The 24,417-nt window shown below is 40.7% G+C and carries 19 protein-coding genes; 1 reads left to right on the top strand and 18 read right to left on the bottom strand.

Features of this window, described 5'->3' with window-relative positions; genetic code table 11:
* Positions 1–25: 25 nt before the first annotated feature.
* From ftsA to EMK97_RS14105, 15 genes are all read right to left on the bottom strand, one after another.
* Entirely contained in the window at positions 26–1,261 is a 1,236-nt protein-coding gene (gene ftsA, locus EMK97_RS14175; RefSeq protein ID WP_130603264.1) for a cell division protein FtsA, read from the bottom strand.
* Positions 1,254–2,081, bottom strand: coding sequence for a cell division protein FtsQ/DivIB (locus tag EMK97_RS14170; RefSeq protein WP_130603262.1), 828 nt, complete (start codon positions 2,079–2,081; stop codon positions 1,254–1,256). The genes ftsA and EMK97_RS14170 overlap by 8 nt, the downstream gene beginning before the upstream one ends.
* A 13-nt stretch (positions 2,082–2,094) precedes the next feature.
* Positions 2,095–3,054 carry a D-alanine--D-alanine ligase gene (locus EMK97_RS14165; protein WP_130603260.1) on the bottom strand — a complete coding sequence of 320 codons (960 nt, stop codon included), beginning with the start codon at positions 3,052–3,054 and terminating at the stop codon, positions 2,095–2,097.
* Positions 3,054–4,517: a UDP-N-acetylmuramate--L-alanine ligase gene (gene murC / locus EMK97_RS14160; protein ID WP_130604497.1), complete on the bottom strand. Its 1,464-nt coding sequence runs from the start codon at positions 4,515–4,517 to the stop codon at positions 3,054–3,056. The genes EMK97_RS14165 and murC overlap by 1 nt, the downstream gene beginning before the upstream one ends.
* A gap of 16 nt (positions 4,518–4,533) precedes the next feature.
* The gene (gene murG, locus EMK97_RS14155; protein WP_130603258.1) at positions 4,534–5,637 is read right to left on the bottom strand and encodes an undecaprenyldiphospho-muramoylpentapeptide beta-N-acetylglucosaminyltransferase; all 1,104 of its coding nucleotides are present in this window, start codon (positions 5,635–5,637) and stop codon (positions 4,534–4,536) included.
* Positions 5,634–6,848 carry a cell division protein FtsW gene (gene ftsW, locus EMK97_RS14150; RefSeq protein ID WP_130603256.1) on the bottom strand — a complete coding sequence of 405 codons (1,215 nt, stop codon included), beginning with the start codon at positions 6,846–6,848 and terminating at the stop codon, positions 5,634–5,636. The genes murG and ftsW overlap by 4 nt, the downstream gene beginning before the upstream one ends.
* The gene (gene murD / locus EMK97_RS14145; protein ID WP_130603254.1) at positions 6,848–8,260 is read right to left on the bottom strand and encodes a UDP-N-acetylmuramoyl-L-alanine--D-glutamate ligase; all 1,413 of its coding nucleotides are present in this window, start codon (positions 8,258–8,260) and stop codon (positions 6,848–6,850) included. The genes ftsW and murD overlap by 1 nt, the downstream gene beginning before the upstream one ends.
* Before the next feature lie 19 nt (positions 8,261–8,279).
* Complete coding sequence (gene mraY / locus EMK97_RS14140) at positions 8,280–9,362, bottom strand: phospho-N-acetylmuramoyl-pentapeptide-transferase (protein ID WP_130603252.1); 1,083 nt, start codon at positions 9,360–9,362, stop codon at positions 8,280–8,282.
* On the bottom strand, positions 9,362–10,828 hold the full coding sequence (locus EMK97_RS14135) for a UDP-N-acetylmuramoyl-tripeptide--D-alanyl-D-alanine ligase (RefSeq protein WP_130603250.1): 1,467 nt from the start codon (positions 10,826–10,828) through the stop codon (positions 9,362–9,364). Before EMK97_RS14135 ends, mraY begins: the two co-directional genes overlap by 1 nt.
* The gene (locus tag EMK97_RS14130; RefSeq protein WP_246028797.1) at positions 10,825–12,417 is read right to left on the bottom strand and encodes a UDP-N-acetylmuramoyl-L-alanyl-D-glutamate--2,6-diaminopimelate ligase; all 1,593 of its coding nucleotides are present in this window, start codon (positions 12,415–12,417) and stop codon (positions 10,825–10,827) included. Before EMK97_RS14130 ends, EMK97_RS14135 begins: the two co-directional genes overlap by 4 nt.
* A complete protein-coding gene (locus EMK97_RS14125) occupies positions 12,407–14,155 on the bottom strand; it encodes a peptidoglycan D,D-transpeptidase FtsI family protein (RefSeq protein ID WP_130603248.1) in 1,749 nt (582 codons plus the stop codon). Before EMK97_RS14125 ends, EMK97_RS14130 begins: the two co-directional genes overlap by 11 nt.
* A gap of 50 nt (positions 14,156–14,205) precedes the next feature.
* Positions 14,206–14,520: a cell division protein FtsL gene (gene ftsL, locus EMK97_RS14120; RefSeq protein ID WP_130603246.1), complete on the bottom strand. Its 315-nt coding sequence runs from the start codon at positions 14,518–14,520 to the stop codon at positions 14,206–14,208.
* Between the two features lie 6 nt (positions 14,521–14,526).
* Positions 14,527–15,477 carry a 16S rRNA (cytosine(1402)-N(4))-methyltransferase RsmH gene (gene rsmH / locus EMK97_RS14115; RefSeq protein WP_130603244.1) on the bottom strand — a complete coding sequence of 317 codons (951 nt, stop codon included), beginning with the start codon at positions 15,475–15,477 and terminating at the stop codon, positions 14,527–14,529.
* Positions 15,478–15,513: 36 nt separating this feature from the next.
* Positions 15,514–15,972, bottom strand: a complete 459-nt coding sequence (gene mraZ / locus EMK97_RS14110) for a division/cell wall cluster transcriptional repressor MraZ (protein ID WP_130603242.1) — start codon at positions 15,970–15,972, stop codon at positions 15,514–15,516.
* 422 nt (positions 15,973–16,394) lie between these two features.
* The gene (locus tag EMK97_RS14105; protein WP_130603240.1) at positions 16,395–18,179 is read right to left on the bottom strand and encodes an acyl-CoA dehydrogenase C-terminal domain-containing protein; all 1,785 of its coding nucleotides are present in this window, start codon (positions 18,177–18,179) and stop codon (positions 16,395–16,397) included.
* A 207-nt stretch (positions 18,180–18,386) separates the two neighbouring features.
* Between EMK97_RS14105 and EMK97_RS14100 the strand changes: the two genes are divergently transcribed.
* A complete protein-coding gene (locus EMK97_RS14100) occupies positions 18,387–19,412 on the top strand; it encodes a hypothetical protein (RefSeq protein WP_246028796.1) in 1,026 nt (341 codons plus the stop codon).
* 42 nt (positions 19,413–19,454) lie between these two features.
* Here the strand turns inward: EMK97_RS14100 and EMK97_RS14095 are convergent, their stop codons facing one another.
* The 3 genes from EMK97_RS14095 to EMK97_RS14085 all read right to left on the bottom strand — a co-directional run bounded on the left by EMK97_RS14095 (position 19,455) and on the right by EMK97_RS14085 (position 24,296).
* The gene (locus tag EMK97_RS14095; protein ID WP_130603238.1) at positions 19,455–20,384 is read right to left on the bottom strand and encodes a Dyp-type peroxidase; all 930 of its coding nucleotides are present in this window, start codon (positions 20,382–20,384) and stop codon (positions 19,455–19,457) included.
* 106 nt (positions 20,385–20,490) lie between these two features.
* Complete coding sequence (locus tag EMK97_RS14090) at positions 20,491–21,387, bottom strand: hypothetical protein (RefSeq protein ID WP_130603236.1); 897 nt, start codon at positions 21,385–21,387, stop codon at positions 20,491–20,493.
* Positions 21,387–24,296: an ATP-binding protein gene (locus EMK97_RS14085; RefSeq protein WP_130603234.1), complete on the bottom strand. Its 2,910-nt coding sequence runs from the start codon at positions 24,294–24,296 to the stop codon at positions 21,387–21,389. Before EMK97_RS14085 ends, EMK97_RS14090 begins: the two co-directional genes overlap by 1 nt.
* Positions 24,297–24,417 lie beyond the last annotated feature (121 nt).

Raw genomic sequence — 24,417 nt, 5'->3', positions numbered from 1 at the left:
TTTACTCAATACTAAAAAACTCGGTTTAAAATTCGCCTTTAAACCAGGCGTGAATGCGCGACCATAAATCGCCGACACCTTCACTTTTATTCTTTTCATTACTCTCTAAACTACTTGCCTGCATACCATAGTGCAGTAAACCAACCACAGTGGCGTAACTTGGATCATTGACATATTCCTTAAGCCCCTGCACAGCCAGTGGGTTAGCAATACGCACAGGCATCTGAAAGACTTCTTCAGCAAACTCAACCACACCTTCCATTTTTGCCGTACCACCTGTTAGTACATAACCCGCGGCAATTTGATCTTCTAAGCCAGATTCACGTAGCTCTTCTTGAATCAGTTCAAATAACTCATGATATCTAGGCTCGACCACCTCAGATAATGTATGACGAGACATAGAACGAGCTGGACGACCACCAACGCTCGGTACATCAATATTCTCTTCCATACTGACCAATTGCTTTAATGCACAGGCATATTGCACTTTAATATCTTCAGCATGACTCAGTGGCGTTCTAAATATTTTCGCTATATCACTAGTAACTTGATTACCGGCAACAGGAATAACCGCAGTATGGCGTAAAGCACCGCCAGCAAAAACTGCAATATCCATAGTACCGGCACCCATATCAACCACACAGATACCTAGCTCTTTTTCATCTTCAGTTAATACTGCATAGCTTGATGCTAAGGCAGAAAAAATCAGCTGATCTGCTGATAAATCACAGCGTTCTACACACTTAACTAAGTTTTTAGCCATATCATTGGCACAAGTGACAATATGTACTTTTGCTTCCATACGTACGCCAGACATGCCAATAGGGCTCTTAATGCCCTCTTGCACATCAATACTGTATTCTTGCGGCAGTACATGTAGCATTCTTCTCTCTGCTGAAATAGGAACAGAGCGCGCAGTATGAATGACGTTATCTACATCTTCTTGAATCACTTCTTTGTCATTGATTGGCACCATGCCATTTTCATTTTGACAACTGATGTGCTTACCTGAAATACCTAAATAGATTGAACTGATCTGGCAATCTGCCATTAGTTCAGCTTCATTAATGGCACGTTGAATCGATTGAATTACCAAATTCAAATCATTTACACCGCCTTTGTCCATACCTCGCGCAGGCTGATTGCCAACACCAACAATACTTAATTGATTGTCAGGTGTAATCTCACCGACGGCGACTGATATCTTCGATGTTCCGATATCTAGCCCTACGACTAATTTCCTTTCTGCTGCTTTAGACATTTAGGTTTTTCTCTTGCTCTTTAACTTGCTGCTGCATACTAGTTGTTTCTATAGTTTTCCACCCGACAGCCAATCCGGTATCATACCGCAAATCAATATAATCAACTGCCTGATTTTTATCTTTTTCTGTTTTAATTTGTGCCTTGATCAAAGAATAAGCATCCATAAATCTTTGCACACGCTCTACTCTTTCTTCACGCCCTAAATTTAGGGTAACGCCATCACTTAAGGTCAGTTGCCATGAAAAACGCTCACTTAGCACCAACTCATCAATTGCCAGTGCTTTATACTCCAGTAAATCACTTAAGTTACTGTAATTTTCTAACGCCAATAACTCCGAGCCTTCAGGGCCAAAAAATTGCGGAATATGATGAGCAATCCTGCTGATATCCGCTTGAAATGCTTTACCAAACTGATTCAATAAAAAGTCACCATTCCACTGAGCTACCGGTGTTTGATCGACAACATATATTTTCAATTCATTAGGCCACTGCTTTCTTACCGCAACCGAATAAACCCATGGCAATGCTAAAACTTTCGCTTGAATATCATTAACATTGACCTTAAAAAAATTACCTAAATCAATACTGTCTATTGCCGTAATAACATCGCTACGTGTACTGTAGGGCATCTCGCCAGAAACCACGATAGAGCTTACTGGCACACTTTCTTGCCCTAAAAAGCGCTGACTTAACCACCAACTGGCACTAATCAAGCTAAAAAGCACAATAAGAAAAAACGCTAAGCCTAAGCCAAACGTCCAAGCAGGTGCTTGATTCGTTTCGCTGTGCTTTTGCTCTGTCTTATCTTGCTTTGCCATAGTTAATCACCAGCTAAATAGCACTTAATAATAAAATGCGCTCAACCAAGGCTTTAAAGCTAAGCCCATATTGTTTTGCTGCTTTAGGCACTAATGATGTTTCCGTCATACCTGGCACAGTATTAACTTCTAATAACTGCCATTCGCCACTTGGTTGACGCATTAAATCTACACGTCCCCAACCTTTAGCACCCGTAGCTCTAAATGCTTTTAATGCCAAGCCTTGAATCGCTAATTCATCTTTTTCATCTAAGCCACATGGGCAATGATATTGCGTTGAATTTGATTGATATTTAGCTTCATAATCATAAAACTCACGTGGCGTTTCCATATGAATCGCGGGTAAAGCCTCATCACCTAAAATACTTACCGTATATTCAGGGCCATCAATCCAAGCTTCTAATAGCACTTGCTCATCAAAACCAAATGCCTCTGTTAAAGCATTACCTAATTGCTCTGCGGTTTGTGCCTGCGCCATGCCAATGCTAGAACCTTCATTGGCAGGTTTAACCATAACTCGGCCACCTAATGAAGACAGCAGCTCGGTTAATAACGTGGCATCATCTACTCGCTCTTCAAAACTAGTTTTATCTACAACTTTAAAGGCAGCGGTAGGTAACTCATTGGCAACAAAAATCTGTTTACTACGCACCTTATCCATAGATAAAGCCGAACCAAGCACATTAGAGCCGGTATAAGGCAAGCCCATATACTCAAGCGCGCCTTGCAAACAACCATCTTCACCACCACGACCATGTAAGGCGATAAATACCCTATCAATACCTTGTTGAGTAAGTTCAGTTAACGAAACAGCCTTGGTATCAAACAATTCAGCGTTATAGCCTGACTCGATTAAGCCTTTCGCAATCGCCTTACCTGAATTTAAAGACACCTCTCGCTCTGCCGAGGTACCGCCGTATAAAACGGCAATTTTTTCTTGTTTTAACTGGGCAATTTTATCTTGACTAAACATTAGCTATCCTGCCCTCGTAACAAGCTATGCTCTGATAAATTACGGGCTACAGCGCCAATGCTACCTGCGCCTTGCGTGATAACCATATCATTATCTTTAAGTTGAGCTGCCAACAGCTCAGGTAATTTATCAACATCGCTGACGTAAATTGGTTCAACTTGACCACGTTGACGAATTGAGCGCGCCAAGCTTTTACTGTCTGCCGAAGGTACACTCGCTTCACCAGCGGCATACACATCAAGCAAGAACAGGCAATCAACTTCAGATAGCACTTCGACAAAATCTTCGTATAAATCTCGGGTTCTAGAGTAGCGATGTGGCTGAAAAACCATAACTAAGCGCTTATCAGGCCAACCCGCTCTCATGGCTAAAATAGTTGCCTTTACCTCGCTTGGGTGGTGACCATAATCATCAACTAAAACCATGTTGCCTGCTGGTGTCGATAAATCTGCCAATTGCTCAAATCGACGCCCTATACCAGCAAAGTCAGTAAGAGCCTGACAAATGGCTTCATCACTAACTCCTTCATCTTTGGCTACAGCTATGCCAGCTAGAGCATTTAAAACATTATGTTGACCAGGTAAATTCACGCTCATATCAAGTGGCGCTTGACCATCTATCTCAACAGTAAAGTGGCTAATGCCACCTTGTTGCTGATAGTTGACTGCGCGAATATCTGCATCTTCAGAAAAACCATAAGTAATCACCTGACGACTAATTCGAGGTAAAAGCTCGCGAACTACCGGGTTATCAATACAAACCACCGCTAAACCATAAAAAGGTAAGTTATGTAAGAACTCAATATAAGTATCTTTTAACTTTTCAAAATCCCCTTGATAGGTTTCCATATGGTCTGCATCAATATTGGTGATCACCGCAACCATAGGTTGTAAATGCAAGAATGACGCATCACTTTCATCTGCTTCAGCCACTAAATAGCGGCTACTACCTAAACGGGCATTAGTACCAGCGCTGTTAAGCAAACCGCCAATGACAAAGGTAGGATCAAGCTGCCCTTGCGCAAAAATACTGGCGATAAGGCTGGTTGTCGTGGTCTTGCCATGGGTACCCGCAATAGCAATACCATGACGAAAACGCATTAACTCAGCTAACATTTCTGCGCGACGTACAACCGGAATACGTAACTGTTTTGCCGCAATTAACTCAGGGTTATCCGCGCTAATGGCGGTAGAAACGACAATCACGCTTGCCTGCTCAACATTCGCGCTGTCATGACCAATAAATACCTTAGCCCCCAAGGCAGTTAAACGCTTAACCACTTGGTTTTCACCTATATCTGAGCCAGATATTTGGTAACCTTCATTAAGCAATACTTCTGCTATACCGCCCATACCGGCGCCACCAATGCCAACAAAGTGAATGCGCTTAACTCGGCGCATTTCTGGCACTTTGCTAGTATGGTGACCAGATATGTTGTTATTTGTAAGTGATTGCTTTGTCATCATTTCTCTTTCTTTTTTATTTAATGCGAATTAATCGCTGACAAAAGTTTGCTACTTTTTGCGTTGCATCTTTATCTGCCGCTAAACAAGCTGCTTTTGCCATATCTTTTAAAGTATTTTCATCAGCAAATAACTCACTTATTTGCTTAGTTAAGCTTTCTTTGGATAGCTTACTTTGGGCGATTAACTTCGCCGCACCGCGCTCAACTAAAAACTGCGCATTTTTTGTTTGGTGATCATCGACCGCATGCGGTAAAGGAATAAATATCGCAGGCGTTGCAGCCATTGCCAATTCTGATACGGTAAGCGCACCAGCCCGACAAATCACAATATCAGCCCATTGATAAGCAAACGCCATATCATCGATAAATTCAGTTACCTGCACCTTACCTGTATCAATATCAGCACTATCATAATTAGCCTGTACATCAGCTAAGTTACCTTTTCCGGTTTGATGCCAAATACAGTAGTCCTGCGCTTGTTTTGCTAACTCGTTATATACAAACGGCAAAGTGTTATTGAGTACTTGAGCACCTAAGCTACCGCCAACAACTAATATGTTTTTTGTCTCGTGCCTCGCTTTAGTCTCGCCCTGGTTACCTATGGCAGAGCGCAGCGGATTGCCAACCACTTCAACAGTAACTTTTTCACTTAACTTGCCAGCAAAAGCCCCTGGAAAGGCACTACAAACCACGGTAGCGATACGAGCCAATAAGCGATTAGTTAAACCGGCAGCCGCATTTTGCTCATGCAAAACGACTGGCTTACCCATTAGCCAAGCAGCAATGCCACCGGGACCACTTGCATAACCGCCCATGCCTAAGACAACATCAGGCTGCACGCTTTTAATGACTGAAATTGCCTGCCATAACGACTTAGCCAATTTAAATGGCATGATCAGTAAATCAATGATTTTCTTATTTCTTAAACCTTTGATATCAATAAAAGAAATATCATAACCATGCTTAGGCACAATTTGCGCTTCCATTCGCTCTGCAGTGCCTAACCAGTGTATATTCCAGCCTTGTTGCTTTAACTCATCAGCTACAGCTAGCCCTGGGAAAATATGTCCACCTGTGCCACCGGCCATAACCAGTAATGTTGGCGCTTTTACTGTCATGATTTGCGCCCCTTTCTCTTAGTACTGGTTGCCTGAATGCTTTGTAGGCGAATTTCATGATCAATACGAATAAGCAATACAAGGGCTATGGTCATAGTAATCATTGAGCTGCCACCATAACTGATCAGCGGCATGGTTAAACCTTTCGTCGGCACTATACCGGCACTAGCGCCAATATTTACCGCCGCTTGGAAACACATCCAAATTCCAATGGCATAAGCTAAGAAACCTTCAAAATACTTCTCTTTTGATAGTGCCTTTCGCCCTAAATTAAGCGCTTTAAAAACAACAATCATACTTAAAATAAGTACCAGTAAGATCCCAACAAAACCAAACTCTTCAGCGAGTACTGCCATAACAAAATCAGTATGAGCTTCAGGTAAATATTCCAGTTTTTGAATACTATTACCTAAGCCTTGTCCAAAAAGCTCACCGCGACCATAAGCCATTAATGACTGTGTTAATTGATAGCCACTACCAAAGGGATCTTGCCATGGATCTAAGAAGCTCGTAATACGACGCCAACGATAAGGCTCAAAAATAGCTAACATAGCAAGTAGAAAAACACCCACCGAGGCTAAACCTATAAATTGCCACAATTTAGCGCCAGCTAAGAAAAGCAAGCCAAAGGTAGTCACAAACATAACAATGATGGTGCCTAAGTCTGGCTGTAAAAGTAATAAACCAGCAAGAATAGCAAAGACAATAAGAGGTTTAATAAAGCCTTTTAAGTTCTCCATCACTTGGTCACGACGACGTACTAAATATGCAGCTAAATAACAGAAGAAAAATAATTTAGCTGGCTCTGCAGCCTGTACTGTTATTGGCCCTAAAACTATCCAACGAGTCGAACCATTGACTGAACGACCAATAATTAATACCGTCACAAGCAATAAAATAGCAAAGCCAAGTAAGTAACTACTATTACGTTGCCACCACGACATAGGAATTTGCAATGCCACACCAGCAATACCCATACTCAGCACTATGTAAATACCGTGACGAATAACAAAGTGGAATGGATTATTAAATAACCTTTCAGCAACAGGCATAGATGAGGTTGCTACCATCACCAAACCTGTCATATACATGATCAAGCCTAAGACGACAAAACTGCGATCAAAGGTTTCATTGCTATTATTTGACGGTGTAAATACCTGATACAACCATTGTGGTACTTGCGGCAGAGTTACTTTAGCGGCGACAGTCATTAAGCACCTCCCGCCACAGCATGAACCAAAGCAATATACTTATCACCGCGCTCCATATAATTCTTAAACATATCAATGCTAGCGCAAGCTGGTGATAATAAAACCATATCGCCTGCTGTTGCTAGCTCGTGTGCTTTAGCAACAGCATCATCTAAGCTTTCAACTAAAGTGCCACCTAGTAATTCAACAATTTGACTGCCATCTTTGCCAAGAGCAATCACCTGAGCGCCTGATTCATTAATTGCTTTTGATAGCGGGCTAAAATCAGCGCCCTTGCCTTCACCACCCAGTATCAAAATCAGCTGGCTGTCTGCTGCTTTAGTTTGTGATAAACCATTAATTGCCGCTAGCGTAGCACCAACATTGGTTGCTTTAGAGTCATTAATCCAGGCAATGTCATCATTGGTCTCAATCAGTTGGCATCTATGTGCTAAGCCTGAAAAACCTTTTAAATTCTCCACCATGGCAGATAAAGACCAACCGGCACTATAGCCTAACGCCAATACCGCTAAATAATTTAACGCATTATGCATTCCAGCTAGCGGCAACTTATCTAGTGGTATAAGCATTTGCTCACCAAACCTTAAGGCTTGTTCACCTGCTTCACCAGCCACGCCAAAATTACCTACTGTAGGTTTATCAGAGCCAAAACTAATCATTTGTTGTGAGCTATCTAAAGTGACAGTCGCTTGATCATCTCGATTAATCACCGCAATTTTAGCCTGCGGGTAAATACGCTGCTTAATGGCTTGATAATTAGCCATGGTTTTATGTCTATCTAAATGATCATCACTTAGATTAAGCACACTGGCAGCAATAGCCTTCATGCTATTCATTGTTTCTAGTTGGAAACTCGACAACTCCAAAATAACAAGATCGGGTTGACTACTGTGTACCATATCTGTCGCTTGCTCTGGCATCAGTAGATCAAGCACAGGCTGACCTATGTTACCGCCAAGCTGGGCATTTTCCCCCAGTACTTTAGCTAAATAAGCCAGCATAGATACCACGGTTGATTTGCCATTCGAGCCTGTCACCGCCAAAATAGCCATAGGATTTACTCTGGCATTATTTACCTGACAAAATAACTCAACATCACCAATAACTTGGCAACTATCGTTAATCCAACTATGGATACCACTGCTGTGTAAATCTATACCTGGGCTGGCAATAATAAGGTCAGCTAAAGCGATACTTTCTTGGCACCAACAGCCAGTAACAAGTTTCGCATGACTAAAATCTTGCTGAAAATTAGACTCGCTATACTGACCCGCTGCAAAAGGCTTTTCTCGACTGTCATTCACAGTAAAAGAAAGCCCTTGTGCGTGTAAATAGCGAGCACAGGACAAACCTGTTAGTCCCGCGCCTAACACGACAATACGCTTATCTTTTAATGTTGATAACAATGTCATTACTTTATAAAGACCCTAATTAACGTAACTTCAAGGTAGCTAAACCGACTAAAACTAACACAATAGAAATAATCCAAAAACGGACTATAACTCTAGGCTCTGGCCAACCCTTAAGTTCATAATGGTGATGTATTGGCGCCATACGGAAAATTCGCTGGCCGCGCATTTTGTAAGAGCCGACTTGCAAAATAACTGACATGGTCTCCATTACGAAAACACCGCCCATAATAAATAGCACTAGCTCTTGTCGCACCAATACCGCAATTACACCTAATGCAGCACCAAGGGCAAGCGAGCCAACATCCCCCATAAAAACTTGAGCTGGGTAAGTGTTAAACCATAAAAAGCCAAGACCTGCGCCAACTATGGCTGTACATACCACAACCAACTCACTGGTAAGCGCAATATGGGGAATATTCAAATAGCCAGCAAAATTTACATTACCAGTTACATAAGCAAACAAGGCAAAAGCACCGGCAACCATAATGGTCGGCACTATCGCTAAACCATCTAAACCATCAGTTAAATTCACTGCATTAGAGGTTCCGACAATGACAAAGTAAGTCATCACTACGTAAAAAATGCCTAGCTGCGGTAATACATCTTTAATAAACGGGATTAAAAGCGCGGTTTCTTCTGGCGATTGAGCATACCAATATAAAAAGAAAGCTGTCGCTAAGCCGGCGATTGTTTGCCAAAAGTATTTCCATTTAGCAATAAGCCCTTTAGAGTCTTTGCGAATCACCTTGCGATAATCATCAACAAAACCGATTAAACCAAAACTCACGACAACAAACAGTACCACCCAAACATATACATTGGTTAGGTCAGCCCAAAGTAATACGCTAGTTACAATCGAAGCTAATATTAAAATGCCTCCCATAGTCGGTGTCCCCGACTTAGAAAGATGGCTTTCAGGGCCATCATCACGCACTGTTTGTCCAATTTGCATTGTTTGCAAATAACGAATCAGCTTAGGGCCAAAATAAAGTGAAATTAACAGTGCTGTTAACGTACTGATGATAGCGCGAAACGTTAAATATGAAAAAACGTTAAATGCTGAATAAAATTGAGTTAAATACTCACCTAACCACAATAGCATTATGAAATTTCCTCTTGGCTCTGGGTATTTTTGGCCTGTTCGAACCAAGTAATAATTGCTTGTGCAACCTTTTCCATATGAGCACTACGGGAGCCTTTTACTAAAATGGCTACCTCCTGCTCAGTATTTTCTAGTACGCTGTTTAACAACGAAAATAACGCTTTAAGCAAACAGTCACGCTGGTTAAAATGTTGACCTTTCGCCAAATCATTATTCGCATTGAAGCCATCACTGGCACTTTGACTTAATACGCCTAACGTCAGTAGATGCTCTATATCTAATTGCTGAGCAAACTCACCGACTTCTTGATGATAACTTCTCGCCTCACTACCAAGCTCGCCCATATCTCCTAAAATCAAAATGGTTTTACCTGGGTAGCTAGAAAGTAACTGAGCCGCCGCCTTGGCTGACTCAAGGTTGGCATTGTAGCTATCATCAATTAACTTAACGCGACTTGCCAGTTGATGAAGGTTTAAGCGACCTTTTACAGGCTGCATTTTGGCAAGACCTAAACGAATATCTTCTAAGCTTGCGCCAAACTCCAGAGCAATACTGGCTGCAGCAACAGCGTTACAAACATTGTGTTTTCCTGGGATATTTAACTTAATCTGACAATTACCTTGATGCGTATGTAAGGTAAAATCTGCGCAGCCTAGTTCATCTAAGCTAACATCACTGCTATAACAATCTGCTTGGTTAACACAAGAGAAAGTACGTGTTGTCTTTCCTTCCAAGCGCCATTGCCATTTATTAGTATATTTAGTGTCTTGGTTGTATAAGGCAACGCCATTATCACCTAAGCCAGAGAATATTTCGCCTTTTGCTCTTGCTACACCGCACAAATCACCAAAACCTTCTAAATGGGCGGCGGCAATATTATTAATTACCGCAACATCAGGCTTAACCAAACCTGTGGTATAGGCAATTTCCCCCATATGATTTGCGCCCATTTCAATCACGGCAAAATCATGAGAGTTATTCAAGCGCAATAGGGTTAAGGGTACACCAATATCATTGTTAAAATTTCCTAGTGTGGCTAATACATTACCTAGCCTTGATAAAATAGCAGCCACCATTTCTTTCACTGTGGTTTTACCGCTACTGCCAGTAATACCAACGGTTTTTGGTGCTACTTGCTGCTTCACATAGGCAGCAATCTCACCTAAAGCAATTCGGGTATCAACGACAACAAGCTGAGCAACATTAGCTTGTGCAAGTGCTGACTCTGCTTTTGCAACCACAACCACTTTACAGCCTTGTGCTACGACTTGTGGTACAAATCGCTGAGCATCAAAATTTGCACCTTTTAGCGCCAAAAATGCCGTACCTGCATGCTCTGTTTCATTACAATCAAAAATACGGCTATCGGTCACTAATTCTGTTACTGACAAGCTAGCAAGCGACTTGTCGCCTACAAGTGTTGCCTGTGTAACATCCATTAGCTCTTGCACTGTTAAAGTGATCATCGTTTGACCTCTCCAGTATGACTTTGATTATGTTGCATAATGTCTTGATAGTACTGCTCAACAATAGCTCGTTCGTTATATGGATATTTTTTATTGCCTAAAATAACGTAATCTTCATGCCCCTTACCTGCGAGCAGCACCACATCGCCCTCTTGTGCCTTAGCTAGTGTTGATAAAACCGCAGTTTTTCTATCTAAAATAACACTGACTTGCTCACTACCGTCTAGGCCAGTTAACATATTATCGATAATGCTTTGCTCTGATTCAGTTCTAGGATTGTCATTGGTTAATACTAAATAGTCAGCGTTATCAGCTGCAGCTTTTGCCATTAGTGGGCGCTTACCTTTATCTCGATCACCACCACAACCAAAAACGGCATAAAGCTTACCTTGACAGTGTTTTCTACAGGCAATTAATGCTTTTTCTAGGGCGTCTGGGCTATGGGCGTAATCAACGACCGCAGTACATTTATTATCAGCAGCAAAAGCTTCCATTCGACCGGGAATAGCAACCAAGTTTTCAACCGCATTTGCTAGCAAGGCTAAAGTTTGCCCTTGTTTTTCAGGTGCGCTTGCTAAAACAACAGCAATAGCAGCAAGTAAATTCTCCACATTAAATAGCCCTAACAGTGGGCTGTTTATGGCAATGTCACCTAAGTGGGTTGCCAATATAAAACGAGTGCCTTGATGATGAGGCTCTATCGATTTTGCTTGTAGGTAATATTTATGTTGCGCGATATCTTCATTCAGACCAAATAGCCATAATTCTTGCTCTGCAGGCCAAGTATTTAACCACTGTTTAGCTTGGTCATCATCACCATTCACTACGGCTATTTGCTGATCATTACCAACAAATAAAGCACGTTTTGCTTTAGCGTAATTTTCCATTGAGCCATGATAATCAAGATGATCCCGACTTAAATTAGTAAAGACCGCGATATCAAATAGCTCACCGGTAACCCGTCCCTGTTCAAGGGCGTGCGATGACACTTCCATCGCAGTATGAGTGTAATCTTGTTGAGCAAACTGATAAAACAATTGATGTAATTCACTGGCACTGGGTGTTGTATTAGCGAGCTCTTTTAAGTTACCTACCGCGCCAGCACCATTTGTACCAATCACAGCGCATTGTTCTGGTGAGCTACACTGTTGCGCTAAGGCATTAATTAGCTGTGCAACTAATTGGCTAGTACTGGTTTTACCATTGGTTCCTGTGATACCAATCATAGTCATAGCGCTTTGCGGACTTTGATAATAAGCTTTAGCTAAAGCAAATAAATGCTTGTTAAGTTGGTAAAAATGAATAACTGCAGCTTGCTCCATACTGGCCTGTTCAACTAAGCCGTGCTGCTCTGGGCTTTCGCACTCAGCCAACACCATAGATGCTCCGCTTTGTATAGCAGATTCAATAAACTTACGGCCATCTAAGCTATGACCAATCACAGCACAAAAAATATCTCCGCATTCTAGTTGACGACTGTCATTGACTAAATGCCCACAACTTTCTGTCACTAAGGCATACTGGTGACAGTCAATTGCAAAACTTGTTAATGCTGAATAAATATTCTTAGCGGCTGGCTTATGCATCATGGCCTCCGTTATGACTTTTTGGAGTTTGCACTGCCATATTGCTTGCATCTGGGGCAATATTTAGCACCCTAAGAGCACCTTTCATCACTCTAGAAAATACCGGCGCTGCCACTTCGCCGCCGTGGTACAAATCACCACCGGGATCATTAATGACAACGACAACCACTATTTCAGGGTTGGAAATTGGTGCAATACCAGCAAACAGGCCAACATAGTCGTTACCATAACCACCAGGCACCGCTTTAAATGAGGTGCCCGTTTTACCACCAACTCGATAACCTTCAACTTTGGCTCTAGGTACATGGTCGTCAACTACTGCTTCTAGCATGTTGACAATAGCTAAGCTATTTTCTTTAGAAAAAATGCGCTCACCTTCTGAAGGCTTGTCTGTTTTGACAATAGATAATTCACGTTTAACACCACCATTAGCTAACGCAGAATAAAAACGCGCTAATTGCAACGGGGTGATCGCTAAACCATAACCCCAAGATAGTGTCGCCAATTCAAATTGCGACCAACGCTGGCGGTCATGCATCATGCCAGTACTTTCACCAACCAACTCCGTGCCGGTATCTTCGGCAAAACCAACATCGAAGAACTTATCTAGCAAGTAATTTTTCGGTACAGATAATGCCAATTTGGTAGTGCCCATATTAGATGAATGAATCAAGATTTCTTCAATCGATAATTCACCACGGTTAATTGGATCACTGACCCTTCTGCCGCCTAAACGCATCCAGCCTGGGCTAGTATTAATTACGGTATCAGCCTCAGCTGAACCAAACTCTAGCGCTGTTAATGCCGTTAACGGTTTCATGGTTGAGCCGGGCTCATAAATATCAGTAATTGCTCGGTTTCTAAATCTATGTAGTGCAGTATTACGTCTATTATTTGGGTTATATGATGGGCTATTGGTCATCGCCAATATCTCGCCGGTATGAGCATTAGCAACAACCACTGAGCCTGATGCTGCTTTAAACGCCTGCACAGCCCCTTTAAGCTCTTTGTAGGCTATGGCTTGAATACGTTGATCTATGCTTAAAGTGATATCTTGAGCGTGCTCTGCTTCTTCTACCGATAAGATCTCAATTTTTCTGCCCTTGGCATCTTTTCTAAAGCGTTTTGCACCACCTTTACCTGTGAGTAACTGATCATACAAACGCTCGATACCTTCAATACCTTTATCGTCAACATTAGTAAAACCAACTAAATGTGCGCTGATTTCACCGGCCGGATAAAAGCGTTTAGACTCTTTACGTAAATGAATACCTGGTATCTTCAATTCTTTTATGTAATTAGCCATTGCTGGCGATATTTTTCGCTCTAAGTAAACAAAGCGCTTTCTTGAATTTTTTACGATACGAGTAGTTAACTCACTTATATCTTGATCGAGTACATCTGCCAAGGCTTGCCAGTGCTCCGTCATTGCTAGAGCATTGTTATCCATAATAATCTTAGGATCAGCCCATACCGTTTCTACAGGGACACTGATAGCAAGCTCCGCACCATTGCGATCAACAATTGAGCCGCGCTGCACACTATCTGCATGAACACGAAGTGAGCGCATATCCCCTTGCTTTTTCAACATTTCAGGCTCAATAACCTGAATATATGCAGAGCGAGCCATAAGGCCAAGATAGATCAAAGCCACAACCACAAGCACCAAGTAATAACGCCAGGCAGCGGTACTTGGTTGACTTGTTTTGTTACTTCGATTTGTAGCAGTTTTCTTGCTCACACTCTTGGTCACTTTTGGTTACTTATTCACTTAACCTAACCAAGCGTTTGCTATGGTAGGCTGATAATTACTTCTGATTTACTGTCTGGGCGCTTCATATTAAGCAGCCGCTTAGCTTTACTTTCTATCTCGCTATGTTCTGCAAGGCTATTTTGTTCTAATAATAAGTTTCGCCACTCAATATTTAATTCATCTTTTTGACTTAACAATACTTCCAATTCACTGGTCGTTTGGCGATTTACATGGGTATAGTAAATTACCGAAAACGCCGAAATAACGACTAAAATCAACAATATATAACTAAAACTGTATCTAACTATATCTTGCCAAATATCAAAAACTAGCGCAGCCCTTCGCACCGCCATAACAAGTTACTCAACTGGCCTAGGTAAGCGCTGTGCCACTCGTAAAACGGAACTTCTCGAACGCACGTTTTCTTCTACTTCTGCCTTGCTTGGCTTTTGTTTTTTGCCAATTAGCTGTAATTTTTTGCCTTTATTTAACTCTTCATCACTAATAGGTAAACCACGCGGTACTTTTTTAGCCTGCGAGTGTTTTTTCATAAACTGTTTTACTAAACGATCTTCAAGCGAGTGAAAGCTAATAACGACTAAACGACCTTGCTCTGCTAAAACATCAAGCGATGCGGCAAGTGCTTTTTCAATCTGCTCAAGCTCGCTATTGATATACATACGAATCGCTTGAAAGCTACGTGTTGCCGGATGCTTTTTAATTTCACGCTGTGGTGCTGTTTTTTTAATAAGCTCAGCTAGTTGGCTTGTTCTTAGCAAAGGGGTTTCTTCTCTGGTATCAACAATAGCGTTTGCTATCCGCCAAGCGTGTTTTTCTTCACCAAAGGTTTTTAATACCCAACTAATATCTTCAACATCTGCTTGTGCAAGCCACTCTGCCGCTGTTTGCCCACGACTAGTGTCCATGCGCATATCAAGCGGACCATCTTTCATAAAGCTAAAACCACGCTCAGCTTCATCTAATTGCGGGGAAGAAACGCCTAAGTCCAATAAAATGCCGTCTACTTTGCCGCTAATATTATGTTTATCAGCAATACTCTGTAAGTGAGCAAAACCTTGGTGATCAATATGAAAACGAGCATCATCGGCAAATTTTTTAGCCGCAGCAATTGCCGTAGGATCTCGATCAATTGCAAATAAGCGCCCTTGCTCTGAAAGCCTAGATAAAATCACAGTCGAGTGACCGCCACGACCAAAAGTACAGTCAATATAGCAGCCGTCAGCTTTCACATCTAAACCATCTACAGCTTCAGACAATAAAACCGATATATGAGACTTATCTAGTTCCATGTTGTTATTTTTATTACCTATTATTCGTTATATAACTTACAGTGATAAATCAAGCAGTCGTTCTGTCAGCTCAATTTCACCTGATTGTATTTTACTAATACCTTGCTGCATTTGCGCTTGCCATGCTGCTTCACTCCATATCTCAAACTTTTTCAGTTGACCAACCAACATGACGTTTTTTTCTAAGCCTGCATGAGTGCGCAACGGGCCATTAAGCAACAAGCGACCATTTTTATCCATATCACAGTCAGTGGCATTACCTAACAACACCTGCTGTAATAACCTTTCCTGAGGATCCATACTGGAAAGCTTACAAAGCTTTAATTCTATTTCTTCCCATTCAGGTAATGGATAAAGCAATAAACATGGGTGCTGAATATCAACAGTACAAACCATCTTGCCTTGGCAATCAGCAAATAGCTCTTCACGATACCGCGTAGGGATCGTGATCCTATTTTTGCTATCAAGCGTTATTGCGCTAGTGCCTCTAAACATGAAGGTTGTTTCTTACTTTTTTGTTGTTTATTTAAACAAAAGTGATTAGCTGCTGATCAAAGATCCACAATTTCCCACTTTTTTCCACATTGATACAGTTTAGTGAACAAAGCAAGGAGATGTCAAGCAGATAATCCGGAAAAGGGGCACGGTTAAGCAAGGCATAAGACCAGTAAAATTAAGGCCTTCAAGGAAGTTTATGAATTTGTGGAGTTTTGTGGAACATTACAACAAAAAAGTGGCGAGAAAATAGTTATTTGTGGCTAATTTTTTCAAAATTTACTATCAGTGTGTCATAACAGGTAGTCATTTGCCCAAAACCTGTCACTTAAAGTATCTCCTGTAAAAACAAAAAGCCTAACAAGGATCTGTTAGGCTTTGATTATACGTGTTGTCATCGTTAATTATAAGGTTATTTTTCGCTAAAATAACTCATCACTGATATCAAAAACACTATCAGCGCCAGATCTTGCCAATGCAATTAAAGAGATCCGTCTAGGTAATAATCGCTTAAAGAAATAACGTGCTGTATGTAATTTACTTTGATAAAACTCTTCACTTATCTGCTCACTGGCAAGTACAACTTGCGCCATTTTTGCCCATACAAAAGCCATTGCCGTATAACCAAACACATGAAGGTAATCATTGGCACTTACGCCTAGCTCATCAATATTGTCTTGCGCTTTGCTGAGCAATTCCAAAGTTAGATCATTTAGATCTTCCAAGGCATCAGATAAAGGCTTAACAAACTCTTGCATGCTATCTTGGTGCTCAACCGATTCAATAAACTCTACCACTTCGTTATAAAAGGTAGTGAACATAGCGCCTTTAGAGCCTGCAACTTTACGCAATAGTAAGTCCATTGCTTGAATACCATTAGTGCCTTCATAAATTTGCGTAATACGGGCATCCCTAACTAGCTGTTCTTGCCCCCACTCTCTGATATAGCCATGTCCACCAAAGACTTGCTGACCTGTAACTGTATTCTCAAAGCCTAAATCAGTGAAAAAGGCTTTAGCTATCGGTGTTAGTAATGCTGATAAAGTCTCGCCTTTTGCTTGCTCTTCTCCTTCAGCATAGGTGGCATAGTCAAGCTGCATAGAGATATAGGTAGACAATGCTCGTGAGCCTTCATTGAGCGCTTTCATGTTAAGGAGCATACGACGAACATCACCATGCACCATAATTGAATCGGCTGTCTGTTTAGGGCTTTTGGCACCAGTAAGGGCGCGTCCCTGCTGTCGATCTTTCGCGTATTCCAAAGCATTTTGATATGACTTAACTGCCGCACCTAAGCCTTGAATACCAACACCTATACGTTCAAAGTTCATCATGGTAAACATGCAAGCTAACCCTTTATTAAGCTCGCCAATCAGATAACCTTGTGCTCCATCAAAATTCATAACACAAGTCGCCGAAGCATGAATCCCCATCTTGTGCTCAATTGAGCCACAACTTACATTATTTGACTCAGCTAAGCTGCCATCATCATTGACTTTAAACTTAGGCACTAAAAAAAGTGAAATGCCACGAGGGCCAGCAGGAGCATCAGGCAACTTGGCTAAAACTAAATGAATAATATTCTCTGTTAAGTCATGCTCGCCGCCAGTGATAAAGATTTTATTACCTGAAATATCATAGCTGCCATCATCGTTTGCTACTGCCTTAGTTCTGATAATGCCTAAATCAGAGCCAGAATGTGCTTCCGTTAAGCACATAGATGCAGCCCATTGGCCCGAATACATTTTCGTTAGATATTTTTCTTTTAACGCTTCACTACCGTGTTTTGCCAAAGATAATGCTGCGCCAGCGGTAAGAGATGGATATAAAGCAAAAGAAATATCAGCACTACACAACATTTCTTCATGCATTGCGGTCAGCATTTTTGGCATGCCCATACCGCCATAGTCAACATCACCACCTAACGCAGGCCAACCACCTTCAACATAGGTATTAAAGGCTTCTTTATAACCAGGTGCGGTAATGACTTTACCTGCATCATAACGAACCCCGGTTTCATCCCCCTGACGTGCTATTGGTGCAACTTCTTGTTCAGCAATTTTGGCACACTCTTGTAAAATAGCTTGGGCAGTATCTTTATCAACTTGCTCTGCAAGTTTTGGTAATTTTTGCCAAATGTCATCAGCTTTAAAAACCTCAAATAATAAGAAATCCATATCAGCTAATGGAACTTTATACTCAGCCACAATTATCTCCTCAACAAAAAACAAACATCCAATTAAAACACCTGTTTGAATATACCCTAACAACGAAGAAAGTAAAGTGATTTCCTCGAACTTAATATGCGTTGTGATAACAGGTACGATTAAAAAGAGTTAAATAATCAGTGTAGCTAACATAAAAAATTAGCGTTAATATGAAGTTATAATGAAATTATCAGGAGCATTAACACTATGCTAGCAAAGCGCTCATCATATGCTGATAAGTTTGCTCTACTCTTCATCTGTGTATTTACGCTTGCTCTTATCTGTGCGCCAGTCAAAGGCAAACAAATCAGCTTTAATAAAAAAGCGACCGATACTGGTTATCAATTTTCCTATCAATGGCTTGATATTAATAACAACACACAAGCCATGAACTTTACCTTATCAAACAAGGCGCTTTTTCAGCGATTTAGAGAGCTAAAACCCTATCAAGCCAACTTTGCGAGAAAGGCAATTATTCGAAAAATAAAAAAAACTGTTCAGCAACAACCAATACCTGGTGTGCAAGTACAATTTAAACAAGTTAATAACGACTTCACCATAGAAGTGCTAGGTACTGATAGCGATAAGGTTAATCAGGCCTATCAGCAACTTGCTCAGCTTGAGCAGCAAGCAAGGCAAGATTATTTCAACGAGAATTACTATCAAGCTTTTACCAATCACGATCAACAAACAGGAATAAAAGTTGATCACGTCAGAATCGCAAATGGCAACGTGATGGATTTAAAACCACTAAAACCTACTATTTTAGAAAAAGCTTCAATTCAAAACGTACGAGAAGTAACAAACTTTGTTCTAGGTTTTGTTCAAAGTATCCCTTATGCAACCTTAGAAAATAGATTAACCTCATCAGGGGCAGGCTTTAATCCACCATTAAAAGTATTGTGGGAAAACCAAGGTGATTGCGATAGTAAAATGACATTAACGGCGGCATTACTTCGCTCATTAATGCCTAGAATAGAAATGGCTTTCGTCTTTATTGATCAGCATGCTTTTATTGGCATTGCTATACCAGCAAATGCAGGTGAAACCAGCGTAGAGTATCAAGGTATAAATTACTTACTGGCAGAGCCTACTGGCCCCATGCTGTTACCCTTAGGTAAGTTAGCACCTGAGTCTGAGTTAGCTATTAATCAGGGGCGTTATGTAATAGAAACCTATCATGCTGCTATTACGGTTTTATCCCCTGAAAATGATGACAGCTCAAGCAACTAAACTGAGCTTGGCTTGGCTTGGCTTGGCTTGGCTTGGCTAAGATTAAGATTCTTTTTCCAATTCAGCTAAAAAGTTTAAGCTTGGCGCAAAAAAAGCAGCGCCCGTTTCTGCTTGTGTATACTTTAATAGATGATCAACATTGCCAGATTCATCACCATTAATCATGCTATTAAGCATAGTTTCAAATGGCTCTGGTGAATGACAATAAGAAACAAACATCAAGCCTTTTCGCTTTATATCACCATAAGGCATACTTTGTCTTAATATTTCAATACTCTTGCCGTGCTCATCTTTTAAGCTAGTACGCTTGGTATGTGCGGTAAGCGCTTTATCTTCACTGGCATATTCAATATTATCAACCTTGGTTCGACCATAAACATCCTCTTGTTCGCGCTCAGTAATCGAATTCCACAAAACTAAATTGTGTTGATACCTTTGAATATGTAAATAGCTGCCACCAGTAAAAAGTTCATCTTGCTCTGGGGTAACTAAGGCAACTTCTCTACGGTGAATACCTTGTGGATTTTCAGTACCATCAACAAAACCGGTTAAGTCTCTGCCGTCTAAAAAACGAAATGCTTGAGTTTGTTCCATTAGCTCAACACTATCACCCAATAACTGACAAACTTTTGAACTAACAATATGGTTTACATCAGCACGATCACTACGTATTTCAACATAGATATCGAAGCTTGTGGATGGCGCAACCCTATCATCACTATCCATTGCGGGAAAAGGCCTTAACTGCAAAGGTCGTGCCTGAGGGTAAAATTCATCCCAATAATTAGCACCAATAGCAACCACACCAATTAAATTTGCTTCAGAAAATTGCTCGGCATAATTATCAAATAATGTTGGTAAACGAGACACTGCTGCACGAATAAAGGCGTTTCTATCATCAAGCGCATTAAACAATAAATAACTGCCATGCAAATTAGGCTCAGCACAAATGCCAAATTGTTCTCTAGCCATTTGAAATCCCATAGTAAAATGTTGTTATTACTTTATTGTACACAAATTAATTAGCTTTGGCTTGCTTCTCAGTAGCTAGTTTGCTCAAGGCGCTAATCAGTAATAATTAGATAACCTGCCACAAGCCTTGATCATTTTTACACATCAACTCTTTAAGGGTTTCTTTCTGCCCTTTAAAGTGATTAATAAAGGTTAATTCATGGCAGGGCTGTTTATCACGGTGCTTTAAATTACCTTTTAAAATACGACCACGATTACCTGTTTCCACGTTTTGCCAAATAGTTTGACTTTGCGCCTGACTCTCTAACAGCGCTACGGCATGTTCTTGAATTAAGGTAACATCAGTTGCGGTTAAATATTTTGCTGATTTAGACTTAGAGTCAACAATACCCGTCAGGCCAGAAACCACTTCAAAAGGTAAGGAGATAACCCCTTTAAAAAAACCTGACACTAAGCCACTACTGGTTTCTTTACCTAGGGTTTTAGCATCAGCAACTATGTGTTCAACGCGCGTTAAATATTGGGGTATATCTTGGCGAGCATGTGCCAACTCTTCAATATACTTTTGTGAATGAGGTCGCCACTTAGCCACTTCAGCAGTAGTTGCTTGTGTTGTTAGCACGACATCATCAACAAGCTGATAAATCTGTGGTAATTGTGTTTGCACATTAGCTACTTGCTGCTCTATTTTTTCTAATTGACGTAATAATTGTGGAATATGACTTGAGTAGCGCTGACTTTCTGCCAGCACTTGTTCAACAACTGGTAAGGTATCTTGCACTTGGGTTAAAATCGCTGGCGTCTGCTTGGCAACAAGCTGACGAACTTGAGAAATTTCCTCTCTTATTAAAGCAACTTCTTCAGTAATGCTCTCTACTTTCGGGCTTATATCATCAACCAAAGTGATAATTGCCGGCAGCTCGCGAGTAAAACTCAATATCGCATACGCTAAATAAGCCATTGCTAGCGCTAAAAGTAACTGCGATATAGACAAAGATTTCATTAGCTAGACTCACCCTTGGCTTTATGTTCAATAACACTTATTTCATCAAACAAACATGATAATAAGTCTTGTATAGTCGCAAGCTCTGCTGCTGTTCGCTCAGGCTGACCTTTTAATTTTAGCTCTAATTCCCTCGCTAATTGACTTAATTCAACATAGCCAAACATTTGCGCTGCACCCGCTATTTTATGCACTAAACGCCCTGCGGCATTATAGTCTTTGGCCTCAGTGCATTGCTGTAAAAGTGCTCTATCTTGCGATAAATTTTGCGTAAACTCATTAGCTAAATCAGCTAGTTCAACTGTGGCTAAGCGCTGGCTAAGTTGTACATCACTATACTTATCAAGTTGATAATATTTTCTGATCACCGAGATAAACTGCTCTCGTTCAATAGGCTTTTTCAAGTGGCCATCAAAACCCAAAGACATATAATGTTCAATTTCATGTGACATTGCATTGGCTGTAAGGGCATAAATAGCACCTTGATAACCAAGACTTCGCAATTTTGTCAGCGCCTCAATACCATCCATTTCGGGCATTTGAATGTCTAGCAGTAATAACTTGGCTTGGTGCTCAAGCGCCAATTCAACCGCCTGAATGCCATTGCTAGCTGCAATAACCTCTAAGCCTATACTAGATAATAATCGAGCGATTAAGCGACGGTTATCATAATGATCATCAGCCAAAATGATCTTACCTGAAAATAAGCCAGCTTCCTCTTCAAGCGAATCTTGCTTAGCCTCTTGATAATGTGTGAATTCAGCAGCAAATTCACTTTGCTGACATGGTAATGTTAATTGAAATTTACTACCTGCTGCTAACTCACTTTCTACTCGAATACTACCTGACATAAGCACAGCCAGCTGATTTGATAAATACAAACCTAACCCTGAACCGCCAAAGCGACGACTTATACTATTATCAGCCTGACTAAACAGTTCAAATATATGTTCAATTTGCTCTGCACTCATGCCAATACCAGTATCAATTACCTGTACATACAGCTGGCCTTGTTGCCATGAGAAAGTTAACTTAACTTCGCCGTGTTCAGTAAACTTAATTGCGTTCGCACATAAGTTGATCAGGATTTGCTTTAATCTAAAACCATCAATATTAAGGTAAAATGGCTTAACTAGGTTTTCTTCAACTGTAAATAACAGTCCTTTTCTAACGGCCTGATCTTTAAAGATGTCCACTAAATCATTAATAATGCAGTGTAAGTTATATTGCTTAACTTCAAGCTCTAACTTGTTTGCTTCAATTTTACTTAAATCTAAAATTTCATTAATAAGATGTAATAAATGCAAACTATTGCCGTGAATAATATCAACTTCATGTGCCAAGTCATTCGGCTCAACATCACCGGATATAATGGCTTCTGCTTGTCCGACAATAGCAGTTAATGGAGTGCGAATTTCATGACTCATATTGGCCAAAAACTGGCTTTTTATTTGATTCGCTTGTTGCAGCTCCTTAGTTAAAGCCTCTAGCTCCAAGGTACGCTGAGTCACTCTAGCCTCAAGCTCTTTAGTAATTCTAGCTTCAAGGTGTCTGCGATACATAAGAAAAGTAAGTACTAACAACAAAACTAAAGCAATTAAAATAAACTTACGTTGCTGCTCAGCTTTGGTTAACTGTAATTGCTGCAACTTTTTATTTTGCTCTAAACGAAAAACCTGCTGTGATAACTGCTCTGATTCAAATCTGGCCAAATGCTCATTCAGCATAGCGTTTGTGGCATTGTGTTTTTCATTCTCGTATTCATTAAGGTTTTTCGAGGCTTGAATATAGTTTTGTTGAGCCGCCATAATCAAAGCAGACCAAGCCAAGTTATCCGTATGTAAGGACTTATAATTGAGTTTACTGGCAACCTGTGTAGATAAGGTGATATTTTCTAGAGCTAGCTGAAGCTCTCCTTGATAAAAGTAGGCTTTAGCCAAACTTTGCAATGCGCCAGCATAAGCTCTTTGATGGCTAATTTCTTTACTTAACTCAATAGCTTGTTTAGCGTAATCTATGGCTAAATCAGCTTGTTGCAATTCATTAAAGACTTCTGAAATATTATGAAGCTGAGAGGCGGTATTAAATTTATCACCGCGCTGTTGAAAATACTTAAGCGCATTCATAACATGCTCTTTGGCAAGCTCATACTGACCAGAGTCCTTATAAGCTACCCCCAAATCTGCTCGCGCGGTTGCCACACCGTGCTCATCACCCAATTCATTGCGCTTGATAATCACTTCTTTAAGCATATTGATAGCGATATCAAAACGCTTTAAGTTAATATGCAAAGCGGCAATGTTATAGCGAATATCAATCTTATCCATATCATCGCCATAAGCCTGATATAAAGGCTCAGCTTGTTGATAACTTTCTAGTGCTAATGTGCTATTGCCTGTAGAGCTATACACCAAAGCGATATTATTATGTAAGTTTGCTCGGCTGATGGTGTTATCAGCCAATGCTTGCTCAGCTAAGTCAACCGTTTCACTTAAATTCTGATAATACTGTATCGACAGCTGATAATAGTTCAGTGCCTGCGCATACTCGCCTAAGAAGTAATAAAAAATACCAAGTAGTTTATTTGCCTGGGCCAGTTTTTCCGCGAGATTATTTTGCTGCGCTAACTTTGCCGCTTGTAAGGTAGGCGCTATCGCGCGGTGATAATCCGTTTGAGCAAAAAAGAGTTTACCTTGCTCAATCAGTAGAGTATAACGCTGCGCTGTAGCTAATTCATTTGAAGATAACAGTTGCTGAAGCTGAGTAATCGCCAGGCTTTTATCAGATATCTCAGCAATTTTCGCCAACTCAGCTTCAATATCTAGCTGATTATTTTCGGCTGCTACTTGGCTAGGAAAATACAGCCAAATAAAAAGAGCACAGAATAATAACGGTTTAAATCGTTCCATCGTCAACAATCCAAAACTGAATTGTTCTCATCACCCAAGAACATCAACAGCCGCGTAGTAGAGTTTTAAGTACTTATAGCATTAATTACCTTATAAAAAAACTCCTTGATTTGACAATAGT

Source organism: Litorilituus sediminis, assembly GCF_004295665.1.
GTDB lineage: Bacteria > Pseudomonadota > Gammaproteobacteria > Enterobacterales > Alteromonadaceae > Colwellia > Colwellia sediminis.
This window is presented reverse-complemented; position numbering and strand designations above follow the sequence as displayed.